Origin of the sequence: Roseovarius nitratireducens, from assembly GCF_002925845.1 — a bacterium.
Lineage (GTDB): Bacteria > Pseudomonadota > Alphaproteobacteria > Rhodobacterales > Rhodobacteraceae > Roseovarius > Roseovarius nitratireducens.
This window is the reverse complement of sequence record NZ_PDNI01000058.1, coordinates 119,928-136,180: the sequence shown is the minus strand read 5'-3', so window position 1 is coordinate 136,180 and position 16,253 is coordinate 119,928. Positions and strand designations below refer to the sequence as shown.

Sequence of the window (16,253 nt, the reverse complement as noted above, 5' to 3'; positions counted from 1 at the left end):
GACCGCGCGCCACGAAAAGAGGCGCGACCCGCAGGCCGCGCCTCCGCTACCGCGGACCTATAAAGATGCCTACTCGATCTTCGGCAGCAGGCTCGTCACGCTGGCCTTGGCATCGCCATAGAACATCCGCGTGTTCTCCTTGAAAAACAGCGGATTCTCGATGCCGGAATAGCCGGTGCCCTGCCCGCGCTTGGAGACGAACACCTGCTTGGCCTTCCACACCTCCAGCACCGGCATTCCGGCGATGGGGCTGTTGGGGTCGTCCTGCGCCGCCGGGTTGACGATGTCGTTGGAGCCGATGACGATCGCCACATCCGTGTCGGGGAAGTCCTCGTTGATCTCGTCCATCTCCATGACGATGTCGTAGGGCACCTTCGCCTCGGCCAGCAGCACGTTCATGTGCCCCGGCAGGCGGCCCGCCACCGGGTGGATGGCAAAGCGCACGGTCTTGCCCTTTGCCCGCAGCTTGGAGGTGAGGTCCGAAACCGCCCCCTGCGCCTGCGCCACCGCCATGCCATAGCCCGGCACGATGATCACGCTGTCGGCCTCGTTCAATGCCTGCGCCACGCCGTCGGCGTCGATGGCAACCTGTTCGCCCTCGATCTCCGCCGCAGGGCCCTGCGATCCGCCAAAGCCCCCGAGGATGACGCTGACAAACTGCCGGTTCATCGCCTTGCACATGATGTAGCTCAGGATCGCACCGGAAGAGCCGACCAGCGCGCCCACGACGATCAGCAGGTCATTGCCAAGGCTGAAGCCGATCGCCGCCGCCGCCCAGCCGGAATAGCTGTTGAGCATCGAGACGACCACCGGCATGTCGGCGCCGCCGATCCCCATGATCAGGTGATAGCCGATGAAGAACGCCAGGAGCGTCAGCAGAACCAGCGTCCAGACGCCTGCGCCGCCGAGATACATCGCCGCGAACAGCAGCGACAGCGCCGCCGCACCGGCGTTGAGCACATGCCCGCCCGGCAGCTTCCTGGCCGCGCCGTCCACCTTGCCCGCGAGCTTGCCATAGGCAATCACCGATCCGGTGAACGTGACCGCACCGATCCAGATGCCGAGCATCAGCTCGACCTTGAGGATATTCACCTCCACTGCCGTCTTCTTGGCGAGGATGGCGGCAAAGCCGGTGAACTGCTTGGCAAAAGCGGCGGCCTCCGCGCTGATCTCCTCGGGCCTGGGAAAGGCGAGCCCTTGGTCGGCAAACGCCTCCGCCACGCGCCCCAGCTCGAGATCGGCGTTGAATCCCACGAACACCGCCGCAAGGCCCACGAGGCTGTGCATGATCGCCACCAGCTCGGGCATCTGCGTCATCTGTACCCGCGTGGCGAGTTGATACCCCACCGCCGCGCCACCGGCGATCAGCACCACCGACAAGAGCCACAGCCCCTGCCCCGGACCGGCCATCGTCGCCAGAACGGCGATGGTCATGCCCGCGATCCCGTACCAGATGGCGCGCTTGGCGCTTTCCTGTCCGCTCAACCCCCCAAGGCTGAGGATGAAGAGAACCGCCGCGACCGCATAGGCCGCTATCGTGAATCCGAAATCCATGATCCCCTCCGCCTTATGATTTCTGGAACATGGCGAGCATCCGCCGTGTCACGAGAAAGCCGCCGAAGATGTTGATCGCGGCCATGAACACCGCGAGCGCGGCGAGGATTGTGATGAAGATCGAGCTCGACCCGATCTGGATCAGCGCGCCGAGGATGATGATCGACGAAATCGCGTTCGTGACCGCCATCAGCGGCGTGTGCAGGCTGTGGCTGACATTCCAGATCACCTGGAAACCGACGAACACCGCCAGCAGGAACACGATGAAATGCTGCATGAAGCTCGCCGGCGCCACGAGGCCGACGCCAAGCACCAGCGCCCCGCCGATGCCCAGAAGCGTCACCTGCCTCTTGGTCTGCGCCTTGAACGCGGCAATCTCCTGCGCACGTTTCTCTTCGGCGGTCAGTTCCTTCGGCTTTTCCTTCGCGGGCGCGGCGGCAATCGCGGCCACCTTGGGCGGTGGCGGCGGCCATGTGATCTCGCCCTTGTGCGTCACGGTGGAGCCGCGGATCACGTCATCCTCCATATCATGCACGGCCTGCCCGTCCTTCTCGGGGGTCAGGTCGGTCATCATGTGGCGGATGTTGGTGGCATAGAGCGTGCTGGCCTGCGTCGCCATCCGGCTCGGGAAATCGGTATAACCGATGATGGTCACGCCGTTTTCCGTCACGATCTTGTCGTCGGCGACGGTGAGCTTGCAGTTGCCGCCCTTCTCGGCGGCCAGATCGACGATCACCGAGCCGCGCTTCATGGATTTCACCATGTCCTCGGTCCACAGCTCCGGCGCCTCGCGGTTGGGAATGAGCGCGGTGGTGATCACGATATCCACCTCCGGCGCCAACTCGCGGAACTTGGCAAGCTGCGCCTCGCGGAATTCCGGGCTCGACACCGAGGCATAGCCGCCCGAGGCCGATCCGTCCTGCTGTTCTTCCTCGAAATCGAGATAGACGAACTCGGCGCCCATCGATTCCACCTGCTCGGCCACCTCGGGCCGCACGTCGAACGCGTAGGTGATCGCGCCGAGGCTGGTGGCCGTGCCGATGGCGGCCAGCCCGGCGACGCCCGCGCCCACCACGAGCACCTTGGCCGGGGGCACCTTGCCCGCCGCCGTGATCTGCCCGGTGAAGAAGCGGCCGAAATTGCCCCCGGCCTCGATCACCGCGCGGTAGCCCGCGATATTGGCCATCGAGCTCAGCGCGTCCATCTTCTGCGCGCGGCTGATGCGCGGCACCATCTCCATCGCGATGACGGTGGCACCCTTCTTGGCGGCGGTTTCCAGCCCGGCCTCGTTGCCGCCGGGGTTGAAGAACGAAATCAGCGTCAGCCCCTCGCGCAGCCTTTTCAGCTCGGTCTCGGTGGGCACGCGCACCTTGGCGACCACGTCGCTCGCCTTCCACAGCGCGGCGGCGGTCTTGATGATCTCGACCCCGGCCTCCTCGTAGGCGGCATCCGAGAAACCCGCGCGCTCGCCCGCGCCGGTCTCGATCGCGCAGTCATATCCCAGTTTCTGAAGCTGAAGCGCAGAGTCCGGCGTCATCGCGACGCGGTTCTCACCCTCCATCACCTCCTTTGGCGTTCCGATCTTCACGTTTCCTGTCCCCCTCTGGCAGATCCTGTCTGTCGATGGCCGCCGTTCATCCGGTGCCGGGTCGGTTTTCACGAAAGCGGTTATTTCACACTATTTTGCGACTTGCGATATCAAGTTTGCCGCAGGCGCTACAGCCAACGCCGGGTTTTTTCGCAATAGCGGGCAAAATCGGCCCGGAACGTGCGGCGCATCCGGTTCTCCTCGGGGATCACGAATCGTCGCTCGATCACCCAGACGAAAACCGGGATCAGCGGCAGCGCCAGCACCGCGTCCCAGCGCAGGATGAATCCCGCGAGGATGAGCGCGTCGCCCAGGTAGATCGGGTTGCGCGATCGTTTGAATATGCCCGACGGTATCAGCCGCTCGGGCGTCTCGTGCGGCACGATGGTGGTCTTGTGGCGGCGGAACTCCATCGCCGCCAGCGCGATCAGCAGCACGCCGCCGCCCACCAGCACGCCGCCCGCGAAATCCACCCATCCGCCGCCGAGGCTCAGGCCCATCGGTGCCCACGTCGCCTGCGCCCACGCCAGCACGAGAAAGCCCACGAGCCAGACGGGGGGCATGTCGATCCATTTCAGCATTCGCGCGGTTCTCCGGGACAGGTGTCAATGGCACCATGCACGGGATGGCGGGGATGTCAAAAACCGCGTGATGCTCCATGGCCGCACGGAGGGCGGGGGCGTCGGGTCTTGATCGGGCAATGGGCCATCCGGCGATGAGTCGCGCGAGCGCCAGCCCGCGGGATGGCGATCCGACGACTGGTCTATTGTGCTTTATGCCCGGGTTCCCGAGAGATATCAGGGCTTTGCGCCAGCGTTACCCAATCGCCGGCCCGGGGGGCGGGCTGGCGCTCGCGCGGCGGCGTGCAAGCACGCCTTGTTCCGCGCGGGGCAGGCAGGCGACCATCCGCTCCGGGCCAACCCGCACCTTCCCCTTCCCCCCTCCCCGTGTCACCGCTACGCTGCCCGCAACCAAACCGGAGGCCCCATGACACTCGACGGCAAACACGCTCTCGTCACCGGCGGCGGCACGGGCATCGGCCTCGCCATCACCCGCGCGCTCGCCGATGCGGGGGCCGAGGTCACGATCACGGGCCGCCGCGCGGAGGTGCTCGACGCGGTCGCTGGCCCGCGCCTCCATCCGCAGGTCATGGACGTGACGGACGAGGACAGCGTCACCCAGGGCGTGGCCGCAGCGGTCACCGCACACGGCCCGGTGCAGGTCTGCATTCCAAACGCCGGCATCGCCGAGGGCCGCGCGCTCCACAAGACCGATACCGATTTCTGGCGCCGCATCATGGCCACCAATCTCGACGGGGCGTTCTGGACGATCCGCGAATGTCTGCACGACATGCGCCGCGCCGAGTGGGGCCGCGTCGTCGCCGTCTCCTCCATCGCCGGGCTGCGGGGGCTCAAGGGCGCGTCGGCCTACACCGCGTCCAAGCACGGGTTGATCGGCCTCATCCGGAGCTTGAGCGAGGATTACCTCGGCACGGCCCTCACCTTCAACGCGGTCTGCCCCGGCTATGTCGATACCGAGATTGTCACGCGCAACGTGGCCTCGATCGCCGCGCGGGCGGGCGTGACCGAGGATGCCGCCCGCGCCACCATGATCGCCACCAATCGCCACAACCGCCTGATCGCCCCCGACGAGGTGGCGCAGGCCGTGCTATGGCTGTGCGGCCCGAGATCGGACAGCGTCAACGGCCAGTGCATCGAGATCGCGGGCGGACAGGTCTGAGAGGGGCACAGGATGACCGATTTCGAGGCAACCCGCGCCATGTTTCACCTCCCCGAGGGGGTGATCTATCTCGACGGCAACTCATTGGGCCCCCTGCCCCGCGCGGCCAGCGCCCGGATGGCACGGGCGATGCAGGACGAGTGGGGCGAGATGCTCATCACCGGCTGGAACCGCGCCGGGTGGATGGCGCAACCGCGCGCCTTGGGCGACCGGATCGGGCGGCTGATCGGGGCGGAGGCGGGGTATGTGGTCCTCGGCGATACGCTGTCGGTCAAGGTCTACCAGGCGCTCGCCGCCGCGCTCGACCTGCGCCCCGACCGTCGCGTGATCCTCAGCGACAGCGGCAATTTCCCATCCGATCTCTACATGGCCGAGGGGCTGATCCGGGCACTCGAACGCGGCCTTGAGTTGCGCGTCGTCGCCCCCGAAGAGGTGGCCGATGCCATCACCGACGAGGTCGCCGTGACGCTGCTCACCGAGGTGGATTACCGCACCGGGCGGATCCACGACATGGCCGACCTGACCGCGCGCGCCCACGCGGCAGGGGCGCTCACGGTCTGGGATCTGGCGCATAGCGCAGGCGCGCTGCCGGTGGACGTGGCAGGGACAGGCGCGGATTTCGCCGTGGGCTGCACCTACAAGTATCTCAACGGCGGCCCCGGCGCGCCCGCCTTCATCTACGTCGCCCCGCGCCATGCGGACACGGCCTTTCCGGCGCTTTCGGGCTGGCTGGGTCACGACGCGCCGTTTGACTTCGAGCCCGCCTACCGCCCCGGCGCGGGCATCGAGCGGATGCGCGTGGGCACGCCACCGGTGCTCGCCATGGCCGCGCTCGACGCCGCGCTCGATGTCTGGGACAGGGTGGACATGGCGGATTTGCGCGCGCGCTCCGTTGCGCTCAGCGAGATGTTCATCGCCGGCGTCGAAGCCGCCTGCCCGATGCTGACGCTGGCCAGCCCGCGCGATCCGTCGCGGCGCGGCAGCCAGGTCTCGTTCCGATTCAAAGACGGCTATGCCGCCATGCAGGCGCTGATCGCGCGCGGCGTGATCGGCGATTTCCGCGCGCCCGACATCATGCGCTTCGGTTTCACACCGCTATACCTCGGCGAAGCGGAGGTGCGGGCGGCCACCCGCATCCTGACCGAGGTGATGCAGGGCCGCCTCTGGGACGATCCGGCCCATCGCAGGCGCAATGCCGTGACCTGAGCACCCGGCCCTCCGACTGACCCGAGATTCGACACAATACGCCTAAATTTGAGCAGAATGTGCACCAATTGCCGCCGCACCGGCACTGTATCCGTTTTGGAAACAAGACGGGAAACCAATCCAAATCCCGTCCGGCCAGTTGGCGCAGACCAGCGGCGATGAGGAAGGAACAGGCCAGTGCCGACATACACGGTGAATATCTACAACAACGACCCGTTGTTCATCCTGTCCGGATCGGTCGGCAATACCGCGAGCTGGACCGGAGAGGCCAAACCGTCCGGCACCGCGACGATCACCGACAACGAGCCGGGCCTCGAAGGCCAGACCCTCGACAGCAGCGCGTCGGGCGGCGAGAGCGCCACTGCAGACGTCACGGTTGGCGGCAGCAGCTCGACCGGGGCGGGCATCCATGCCGAAGAAAGCTGGACCCTGCGCGATACGGTCACGGGCGATACGTTCAACGTCATAACGTTTCGCGTCACCAGCGGCAGCGCGACCGGCTATTATACCCTGTCAGAGACACCGCTTGTCACCGGGCGCAGCTATGAGACGCTCGACCATGACACCGATCCCGATGTGACCGCGGGCGATCCGGCTTTCAGTATCGACGACTATGTGGAGGCCGGCTTCGAGGTCGACGGGACCGCGGGCGACGACCGTATCGACGCGGACTACGTGGATGCCGACGGCGACTCGGTCGGCGGAGGAAACGACACTGTCCTGGCGGGGGCAGGCAATGACACCGTGTTCGCGGGCGCGGGCAATGACACGGTGTTCGGCGGTACCGGCAACGATTCAATCCTTGGCGGCGCTGGCGATGACAGCCTTGTTGGCGCGGACGGCGATGACACGCTGATTGGCGGCGCGGGCGCGGATACGCTTAGTGGCGGTGCCGGGCTTGATATTGTCGATTACTCCGCCTCGGACGCGGCAGTGAATGTCGATCTCAGCACCGGCACCTATAGCGGTGGCGATGCAACGGGCGATACCGGCTCTGGAATTGACGGAATCATCGGATCGGATTTCAACGACACGCTGACCGGCTTTGACGGTGTTTTTGACGGCGGTACCACCACGAATTACATCGACGGCGGCGCGGGGAATGATTTCATCGACGGGCTTGACGGCGGCGATACGCTGATCGGCGGGGCGGATAATGACACCGTGCTTGGCGATGGCGGCGACGACGTGCTCTACGGCGACGGCACCAGCGCCCGCTGGGCCTACGAGGTTTACACGCAGGATTTTTCCTCGGCCAACGGGCAGGCCTTCACCATCGAGAACGGCACGCTCGCGGGCTCTGGCACGCAGGACACGCTCGATATCGACGCGCTCGGTCAGGCGGCCACCGGGCAGGGCGATCCCAATGATTTCGGCGTCATCTTCACCTCGACGCTCTACGCGCCCGACGCGGGCACCTACCGCTTCACCACCACCTCCGACGACGGCTCGACCCTCCGCATCCTGGATTCGCAGGGCGGCCCGCTCGACTTCACCAACCAGACCGGCAATGACGGACCGTTCCTCGACAACGACTATCACCAGGCCCCGACCACGCGCTGGGGCGAGGTGACGCTGGAGGCGGGCCAGACCTACACGATCGAGCTGCGCGTCTGGGAGAACGCCGGGGGCGAGGTGCTGTCAGGCACGGTCACAGCACCGGGCGGCACCGAAACGAGCCTCGATGAAAGCCCGCTCATCCTCGGGGTCGAGACGACCGCGGGCGATGACAGCCTCGACGGTGGCGCGGGGGCCGACCTCCTGTTCGGCGGCGGCGGCGACGATACGCTCGTCGCGGGCGAAAACGACACGCTGGTGGGGGGCGACGGAGACGACCTCTTCGTGCTCGATATCCCCGCCGCGCCGGGCACGGGTACGATCACGATCACCGGCGGCGAGGGCGGCGAGACGGGTGGTGACACGCTGCAACTGACCGCCGATGTCAGCCGGGACGACATCACGTTCGCCAATGGCAACGATTCGGCGGGGGGCCTGTCGGGCAGTTTCACGGTCAATGGCAGGCAGGTCAGCTTCTCCGAGATCGAGAACATCATCTGCTTCACGCCGGGGGCCCGCATCCTCACCGAACAGGGCGAGCGCCCGGTCGAGAACCTGCGCCCCGGCGACATGGTCATCACCCGCGATCACGGGGCGCAGCCGCTGCGCTGGGTCGGGCGACGCACGGTGCCGGGCACTGGCCGCTTCGCACCGGTCCGCGTGGCCGCGCATGTGCTCGACGGGGCGTGCGCGCCGCTCACCGTGTCGCCACAGCACCGGTTCCTGTTCACCGGTTACAAGGCCGAGCTGCTCTTTGGCTGCGACGAGGTGCTGGTCGCCGCCAAGCACCTGGTGGACGGACAGGCGGTGACGCAGACCGATCAGGCGGCGGTCACCTATATCCACCTGATGTTCGACCGCCACGAGGTGGTCTATGCCGAGGGCGCCGCGACCGAGAGCTTTCACGTCGGCGATATCGGCCTCTCGGCGATCGAAGGTGGCGCGCGCGAAGAGCTCTTCGCGCTCTTTCCCGAATTACGCTCCCACCCCGAGAGCTACGGTCCCACCGCGCGCCCCTGCCTGCGCCGCCACGAGGCGCGGCTCTTGATGCCCGCCGCGTGACGGGGCGGCACGGATACCGACGCAATGCCGACAAGATACCGACACGATATCCCTGCGTCGCCTCCGAATTGCCTCGACCGCGCCAAATGCGGGCCAAACGGAGGCGTTAACCCTCTGGTGTGAACCGGCGGTCTAGACTGCGGCGCCTCCCGGCGCGGCCGCGTTATCCGAGTTGGAAAGTGATGTCATGCCCATAGCAAGCGAGCTGAACGTCAACACCTCCGCCACCGCGATGGACATGGCCAACACCATGTTCGGTGACGGCGTCACCGTCATTTCGGCAAGCTACAGCGGCGCCGGGGGGGCCTCGGGCACCTATTCGGGCGGCACCGGCACCCTGGGCGAGATCAGCCCCGGCGACGCGGGCGTGATCCTCTCGACCGGACGCGCCACGGATTTCACCAACGATTCCGGCACGCTGAACACCAACACCGCTCCCGACACCTCGACCGATTGGGGTGGCGACGGCGAAAGTGACGACGACGAGGAACAGTACAGCGGCGGCGATGACCAGCTCGAAGCGATTTCGGGACAGCAGATCTTCGATGCCGCCATTCTAGACGCCACCTTCGTGCCCGAGGGCGACACGCTGACCATGCAGCTCGTGTTCTCCTCCGAGGAATACCTGGAATACGTCAACTCGGGCTTCAACGACGCGGTGGGTGTCTGGGTCAACGGCGCCTATGTACCGTTGGAGCTCGCACAAGGCGGCAGCACCGACATCACCATCGACACGATCAACGACACGTCCAACGCCAACCTCTACCGCGACAACGCCAGCGATCAGTTCAACACCGAGATGGACGGCACCACCGTGGTGCTTTCGCTGACCGCCCCGGTCAACCCGGGCGAGGAAAACGACATCCGCATCGCCATCGGCGATGGCGGCGACGGCGTGTACGATTCCAACCTGCTCATCATGGCCGACTCGGTCCAGACGATGAACATCGCCGAGCTTGATACGCTGGCGCAGGGGCCCAATACCACGCAAATCCACAACATTCTCGCCAACGACCAGGGCGACGGGCACACCATCACCCATATCGACAACACCGCCGTCAGCCCCGGCGATACCGTCACCCTCGCCACCGGCGAGCAGGTCACGCTCAACGCCGACGGCACCATCGCCATCACCACGGACGGCGATATCGGAACCAACACATTTACCTATTCCACGGTGGACGAGAACGGCACCCCCGCCACCGGCTTCGTCACCATCGAGACCACGACCACGCCGCCCGATTTCATCGTCGAGGGCACCGGCGCGGGCGAGGTGATCGATGCCGACTACACGGGCGACCCCGAGGGCGACATGATCGACGCCTTGGACCACTCCGACGCCTCCAACGACGATTCCGTTCAGGGCGGCGGCGGCGATGACACCATCCTGTCGGGCGCGGGCAACGATACCGTTGATGGCGGCGCGGGCGATGACGTGATCGACGGCGGGGCCGGGGCCGACACCCTCATCGGCGGCACGGGCAACGACAGCTTACTCATCGCGCAGGGCGACAGCGCCGAGGGTGGCGACGGCGACGACACCTTCACCCTCGCCGAGGTCGAGGGCGAGAGCGGGGCCATCGACATCACCGGCGGCGAGGGCGACGAGACCGACGGCGATACGCTGATCCTCACACCGGACGTGGGACAGGGCGACATCACCTTCACCAACGAAGACGATGACGCTGGCGGGCTGTCGGGAAATTTCACCCTGCCCGACGGCACCCTGGTGACGTTCTCCGAGATCGAGAACATCATCTGCTTCACCCCCGGCACGCGCATTCTCACCCCCCGCGGCGAGCGCCCGGTCGAGACGCTGCGACCGGGCGACATGGTCATCACCCGCGATCACGGGCCGCGGCCGGTGCGCTGGACCGGGCGGCGTACCGTGCCAGGCCGAGGGGCCTTCGCACCCGTGCGCGTGGGCCCTGCGATCTTCGGCACCGGGACGGGCGGGTTACTGGTATCGCCGCAACACCGCCTGCTGGTCACCGGCTACCATGCCGAGCTGCTGTTCGGCTGCGACGAGGTGCTGGTCGCCGCCAAGCATCTGTTGGGCGGCACCGATGCCTGCATCGCGCCTTGCAAGGCAGTCACCTACATCCACCTGATGTTCGACCGCCACGAGGTGATCTATGCCGAGGGCTTTGCCACCGAGAGCTTCTTTGCCGGCGACGCGGCACTTTCGGCGGTGGACGCCGCCGCGCGCGAGGAACTGTTCGCGATCTTCCCGGAACTGCGCAGCACCGCGTCGCGCCACCGTGAAACCGCGCGCCCCTGCCTGCGCGCCCGCGAGGCGACCCTGCTGCGCGAACGCCTCGCCGGCTGCGCCGCCTGACCGCGCGTCTGACGCTCAGGCCATCTGCCGCAGCGGCGCGCGCCCCGTCGCCGCCCAATCCCGCACCGCATCGCCGAAGGCGGTAAACAGCGGGCGGCTGACCGGGTCGTTGGCCGCATTCCACTCCGGGTGCCACTGCACCGACAGGGTAAAGCCCGGCGCACCGCGCACATAGAGCGCCTCTGGCGTGTCGTCATGCGCCCAGCCGTCGATCACGATATCGCGCCCGGCGGCGATCACACCCTGCCCGTGCAGCGTGTTGGTCATCACTTCCTCGGCCCCCATCAGCCGGTGAAACACGCCGCCCGGCTGAAACCGCACCATGTGGCGCAGGGCGAACTGCTCTTCCATGGTGCCATCGGGCGGCATACGGTGGTTGTCACGCCCCGGCAGCTCGCGGATCTCGGGGTGCAGCGTGCCACCCATTGCGACGTTGACCTCCTGGAAACCACGGCAAATACCGAGGAACGGTAGCCCCCGCGCCACGCAGGCGCGCACCAGCGGCAGGCTGATCGCGTCGCGCGCGCGGTCGAACGCGCCATGCGCCTCGGTCGGTGTCTCGCCATATTCCTCGGGGTGGACGTTGGGCCGCCCGCCGGTCAGCAGGAACCCGTCGCACACCTCCATCAGCTCGGCCACCGAGACGAAGCGCGGATCGCTCGGGATGATGAGCGGCACGCAACCGGCCACTTCGGCCACGGCGGCGGAATTGATCGTACCCCCGGCATGGGCCGGGTAGCGGTTGTTGATCTCGTAGCTGTTGCCGATGATGCCGACGACGGGGCGCGCCATGGTAGTCCTTCTTGGTGGCTCTGCTGCACGATTCAAATCAAGGTATAGCGCGAAACGAAATAACGAAAGGGCACTCCGCGCACAGGTGCCCGTGCGATGACGCGGATTTGCGCAGGATGGTTGACGGTTTGCTCATTTTTTCCCGCCATGATGCGCGCGTGGGCGGCGTGGCCGGATCCCCCGCCATCCGCATCCCGGCGGGCTCCGGTCGCGTCGTCCGCACCGCGCCCCGTTGCGCCGTCACCGCCCGCCCGCGCCGGGGGAACGCCCCGTTGCAGCCCCTCTCCGATCCGCCTAGGGTCGCGCCGACGCTTGCAGGAGAGACCGGATGAAGGACGCCGCACCCCAGCCCATCTATCTGAGGGATTACACGCCACCCGCCTACCTCGTGGACGCGGTGCACCTGACCTTTCGCCTCGACCCGGAAAAGACCCGCGTTGTCAGCAAGATAGCGTTCCGCCCCAACCCTGACGCCGCATCGCGCACGTTCTTTCTGCACGGCGAGAACCTGCGCCTGATCGGCGCGCGCATCGACGGTACGGCCATCTCGCCCGAGGTGACAGAAACAGGTCTCACCGCCGATGTCCCCGACGCGCCCTTCACCTTCGAGGCCGAGGTCGAAATCGACCCGGCGGCCAACACCGCGCTGGAGGGGCTGTACCTCTCGAACGGGATGTTCTGCACGCAATGCGAGGCCGAGGGCTTTCGCAAGATCACCTACTACCCCGACCGCCCCGACGTGATGGGCGTCTTTACCGTGCGCATCGAGGGTGACATGCCGGTCATGCTGTCCAACGGCAACCCGGTGGCGCAGGGCGAGGGCTGGGCCGAATGGCACGACCCGTGGCCGAAACCGGCCTATCTCTTCGCGCTGGTGGCGGGCGATCTCGTGGCGCATCCCGACCGCTTCACCACCCGCTCTGGCCGCGAGGTCGATCTCAACATCTGGGTGCGCCCCGGCGACGAGGACAAATGCGCCTTCGGCATGGAGGCGCTCAAGAAATCCATGACATGGGACGAGCAGGTGTATGGCCGCGAATACGATCTCGACCTGTTCAACATCGTCGCGGTGGACGATTTCAACATGGGCGCGATGGAGAACAAGGGGCTCAACATCTTCAACTCCTCCTGCGTGCTCGCCAGCCCCGAGACCGCCACGGATGCCAATTTCGAGCGGATCGAGGCGATCATCGCGCATGAGTATTTCCACAACTGGACGGGCAACCGCATCACCTGCCGCGACTGGTTTCAGCTTTGCCTCAAGGAGGGGCTGACCGTCTATCGCGACAGCCAGTTCACCGCCGACATGCGCTCGGCCCCGGTCAAGCGCATCTCCGACGTGATCGCGCTCCGCGCACGCCAGTTCCGCGAGGATGCAGGCCCCCTCGCCCACCCCGTCCGACCCGAAAGCTTTATCGAGATCAACAACTTCTACACCGCCACCGTCTACGAGAAGGGGGCAGAGCTCATCGGCATGCTCAAGCGGCTTGTGGGCGACGAAGACTATTACAAGGCCCTCGATCTCTACTTCACCCGCCATGACGGTCAGGCCTGCACCATCGAGAATTGGCTTCAGGTGTTCGAGGATGCGACCGGCCGCGATCTCGCGCAGTTCAAGCGCTGGTATGCGCAGGCGGGCACGCCGCGCCTGCGCGTTACCGACAGCTTCGAGAACGGCACCTATACCCTGCACTTCGAGCAGCACACGCCGCCCACACCGGGCCAGCCCGACAAATCCCCCCGCGTCATTCCCATCGCCGTCGGCCTGCTTGGCCCCAATGGCAACGAGGTGGTGCCCACCCGCGTCCTCGAGATGACCGAGGCGCAGCAGAGCTTTTCCTTCGACGGGCTCGCCGCCCGGCCGGTGCCCTCGGTGCTGCGCGATTTCTCGGCCCCCGTGATCGTCGAGCGCGAGACCACCAATGCCGAACGCGCCTTCCTGCTCGCCCACGACACCGACCCCTTCAACAAGTGGGAGGCCGGGCGCGCACTGGCGCGCGAGACGCTTCTGGCCATGATCCGCGACGGTGCGGCCCCCGACCCGGCCTATCTCGACGCGGTGCACACCATGCTGCGCGACGAGGCGCTCGACCCGGCGTTCCGCGCCCTCGCCCTCGGCCTGCCGGGCGAGGACGAACTGGCGCAGGCTCTGTCCGAGGCGGGCGACACGCCCGACCCACAGGCCATCTGGGAGGCGCGCGAGGCGCTCGACATCACCCGCGCCGACGCCATGCAGGGCACGCTCGACGCGCTCTACACGGCGCACCAGGTCAGTGCCCCCTACCGCCCCGACCCCGATCAGGCCGGCGCACGGGCGCTGGCCAACGCCGTACTCGGCCTCATCACCCGGCGCGATGGGGGCGCACGGGCACTGGTGCAATACGACGCGGCGGACAACATGACCCAGCAACTCGCGGCGCTCGCCTGCCTGATGCGCGCGGGCAAGGGCACAGAGGTGTCGGACGCCTTCTACCGGCAATGGCGGCACGACCGGCTGGTGCTCGACAAGTGGTTCGGGATGCAGATCCTCACCGCCGGTCCTGCCGAGGCCGCCGAAACCGCGGCGCGGCTCACCGAACACCCCGATTTCACCATCCGCAACCCCAACCGCTTTCGCGCGGTGCTGGGCGCGCTGGCCGGATTTCCCGCCGGGTTCCACCATGTTTCGGGGCGCGGCTACCGGCTGATGGCGGACATGCTGATCGCGCTCGACCCGCTCAACCCCCAGACAACGGCGCGCATGTGCGCGGCCTTTGAGACATGGCGGCGCTACGACGCGGCGCGGCAGGGCATGATTCTCGCACAGATCGACCGCATCCTCGCCGCACCGGGGCTCAGCCGCGACACCGCCGAGATGCTGGGCCGCATTCGCGAGGCCTGATAGGGGCCGCCGCGCGGCGCGTCGGCAATTCCCCGCCTTCACCCAAGGCGTGCCCAGATTTGGCCGAAATGGCCCGGCAGGCTGTGTCCGATCCAGCTCGCCGGAGATGCCATGACATTCGACCCGATCGCCTCGCCTGAAAGCCCCCGGCGCACCGAGCGGCGCAAACCTGCACGGGCGCCCGCGCTCGCACGGCTGCTGCGGCGGCTCGGTCTCGCGCGACCGCGCGCCGATATCGACAGCCTCGCGCGGCGCATCCTGCTGCCCACGCTCCCTATCAGCGACGAGGAGCACGCCCGCATTCACTTTCACGACGCGGGCCAGCGCCTTGCCCGCCAGGAGGACTGGGCGCGGCTTGCCGAGCGAATCGCAGAAGCGGACGCCGCGCGGCTGCGCACGCCGGGCGGCGAGGCGGCGGCGGGGCTGCTGGCCGAGGGCGCGCGCGCCGACGCGGTGGCCGCCGCCGGGGACGCGGTTCAGGACGGGCGCGCGCCCGACCCCGCCGGGCTCGACGCGCTCGAGCAGGTCCGCGCCGAGCATCCCGACAGCTATCCCATCGCGCTCGTGATCGCGCTCACGCATATGGATATCGGCCGGGCGTGGCGCATGTGCGCCGCCAAAGGCACCGCCGCGCAGGACCGGGAGGCCCATTTCCTCGACCACTTCCGGCGCGCCGAGGACCTGCTCGCCCCCTTCGACGCCGAGACCCACGACGCCCCCTCGCTGGCGGCCGCGCAATGCGCCCTGCTCGCCGCGCGCCCGGCGCCCCGGCGGCGGGTGGCAGACGATTATGCCCGGCTCATCGCGCTCGACCCGGCCAGCGCGCGGCACCTGCGCGCGCTTGGCGAGGCGCTGCTACCCTCGCGCTTCGGCACCTTCGCAGAGCTTGAGCTGGAGGCAAGGCGCATGGCCGCGCAGACCGGCGCGCACCACGGGGCGGGGGCCTACACCTGGGTCTGGTTCGACGCGCTCGCGATTGAGCCCGATGGTCTCGGCACCGTCGATGCGGAGTTCTTCGTCGACGGGCTGCACGCCATCGCCGCGCAGGCTCCCGACCAGCACATCATCAACGAGATCGCCGCCTTCTGCGGCCTCACGATGGCCCCGCACACCGGCGCGGCGCGCCTGCCCGCCGCGCAGGAAAGGGCGCGCGCCACGATCCATGCCTGCCTCGACTGGCTGGTCGCGCAGCACCTGCACGAGCTGCACCCGCTGATCTGGTCGCAGGCGCTGATCGGGCCGGGCCCCGCCCCGTCGCTGCCGCCGCGCCGCGCACTGGTGACCAGGGGGCGACAGGCGGCACTGCGGGTGATCGCCGAGCGCTTTGCCGACGAGATCGCCGATGGCTGCGCGCTCGGCTTCTCGAGCGCGGGGATGTATCGGCTTCCCGCGCTCTGAACTGGCCGACCTTGCATCTTGTGGTTGATCGCGGCCTCGCAGTCCTGTCCGTGCACACGCCCCGATGACGGATGCTGACAAGCGCGTGAAGCCCGGGGTTGGCGCATTGTTTGCACCATCTGGCGTGCCAATCTTGG

The 16,253-nt window shown here is 67.4% G+C and carries 10 protein-coding genes; 6 read left to right on the top strand and 4 right to left on the bottom strand.

All coding sequences use genetic code 11. The features are described 5' to 3' along the window. Positions 1-69: 69 nt before the first annotated feature. From CRJ03_RS10705 to CRJ03_RS10695, 3 genes are all read right to left on the bottom strand, one after another. Positions 70-1,554, bottom strand: coding sequence for an NAD(P)(+) transhydrogenase (Re/Si-specific) subunit beta (locus CRJ03_RS10705; RefSeq protein ID WP_104018859.1), 1,485 nt, complete (start codon positions 1,552-1,554; stop codon positions 70-72). Positions 1,555-1,567: 13 nt separating this feature from the next. Then, positions 1,568-3,142 (bottom strand): Re/Si-specific NAD(P)(+) transhydrogenase subunit alpha, encoded by a 1,575-nt coding sequence (locus tag CRJ03_RS10700; RefSeq protein ID WP_104018858.1) that lies wholly within the window; start codon positions 3,140-3,142, stop codon positions 1,568-1,570. Between the two features lie 128 nt (positions 3,143-3,270). Next, on the bottom strand, positions 3,271-3,723 hold the full coding sequence (locus tag CRJ03_RS10695) for a methyltransferase family protein (RefSeq protein WP_240611641.1): 453 nt from the start codon (positions 3,721-3,723) through the stop codon (positions 3,271-3,273). Between the two features lie 406 nt (positions 3,724-4,129). On the opposite strand from CRJ03_RS10695, the gene CRJ03_RS10690 reads away from it, so the two are divergent. The 4 genes from CRJ03_RS10690 (at position 4,130) to CRJ03_RS10675 (ending at position 11,045) form a co-directional block, all read left to right on the top strand. After that, on the top strand, positions 4,130-4,882 hold the full coding sequence (locus CRJ03_RS10690) for an SDR family NAD(P)-dependent oxidoreductase (protein WP_104018857.1): 753 nt from the start codon (positions 4,130-4,132) through the stop codon (positions 4,880-4,882). Between the two features lie 12 nt (positions 4,883-4,894). Further along, positions 4,895-6,088, top strand: a complete 1,194-nt coding sequence (kynU, locus tag CRJ03_RS10685) for a kynureninase (RefSeq protein ID WP_104018856.1) — start codon at positions 4,895-4,897, stop codon at positions 6,086-6,088. Between the two features lie 177 nt (positions 6,089-6,265). Then, positions 6,266-8,707 carry a Hint domain-containing protein gene (locus CRJ03_RS10680; protein WP_104018855.1) on the top strand — a complete coding sequence of 814 codons (2,442 nt, stop codon included), beginning with the start codon at positions 6,266-6,268 and terminating at the stop codon, positions 8,705-8,707. A gap of 187 nt (positions 8,708-8,894) precedes the next feature. Further along, entirely contained in the window at positions 8,895-11,045 is a 2,151-nt protein-coding gene (locus CRJ03_RS10675) for a Hint domain-containing protein (protein ID WP_104018854.1), read from the top strand. A 15-nt stretch (positions 11,046-11,060) separates the two neighbouring features. Here CRJ03_RS10675 and CRJ03_RS10670 read toward each other — a convergent pair whose 3' ends face one another. Next, positions 11,061-11,837: a gamma-glutamyl-gamma-aminobutyrate hydrolase family protein gene (locus CRJ03_RS10670; RefSeq protein WP_104018853.1), complete on the bottom strand. Its 777-nt coding sequence runs from the start codon at positions 11,835-11,837 to the stop codon at positions 11,061-11,063. Positions 11,838-12,165: 328 nt separating this feature from the next. On the opposite strand from CRJ03_RS10670, the gene pepN reads away from it, so the two are divergent. Then, positions 12,166-14,718 (top strand): aminopeptidase N, encoded by a 2,553-nt coding sequence (gene pepN, locus CRJ03_RS10665; RefSeq protein ID WP_104018852.1) that lies wholly within the window; start codon positions 12,166-12,168, stop codon positions 14,716-14,718. Positions 14,719-14,829: 111 nt separating this feature from the next. Further along, entirely contained in the window at positions 14,830-16,116 is a 1,287-nt protein-coding gene (locus CRJ03_RS10660; protein ID WP_104018851.1) for a hypothetical protein, read from the top strand. Positions 16,117-16,253 lie beyond the last annotated feature (137 nt).

Bases quoted from the DNA above. Each gene is read 5' to 3' on its own strand.
- kynU (WP_104018856.1), top strand. From the start codon at position 4,895: ATGACCGATTTCGAGGCAACCCGCGCCATGTTTCACCTCCCCGAGGGG.
- CRJ03_RS10675 (WP_104018854.1), top strand. From the start codon at position 8,895: ATGCCCATAGCAAGCGAGCTGAACGTCAACACCTCCGCCACCGCGATG.
- pepN (WP_104018852.1), top strand. From the start codon at position 12,166: ATGAAGGACGCCGCACCCCAGCCCATCTATCTGAGGGATTACACGCCA.
- CRJ03_RS10695 (WP_240611641.1), bottom strand. From the start codon at position 3,723: ATGCTGAAATGGATCGACATGCCCCCCGTCTGGCTCGTGGGCTTTCTC.
- CRJ03_RS10705 (WP_104018859.1), bottom strand. From the start codon at position 1,554: ATGGATTTCGGATTCACGATAGCGGCCTATGCGGTCGCGGCGGTTCTC.
- CRJ03_RS10660 (WP_104018851.1), top strand. From the start codon at position 14,830: ATGACATTCGACCCGATCGCCTCGCCTGAAAGCCCCCGGCGCACCGAG.
- CRJ03_RS10670 (WP_104018853.1), bottom strand. From the start codon at position 11,837: ATGGCGCGCCCCGTCGTCGGCATCATCGGCAACAGCTACGAGATCAAC.
- CRJ03_RS10690 (WP_104018857.1), top strand. From the start codon at position 4,130: ATGACACTCGACGGCAAACACGCTCTCGTCACCGGCGGCGGCACGGGC.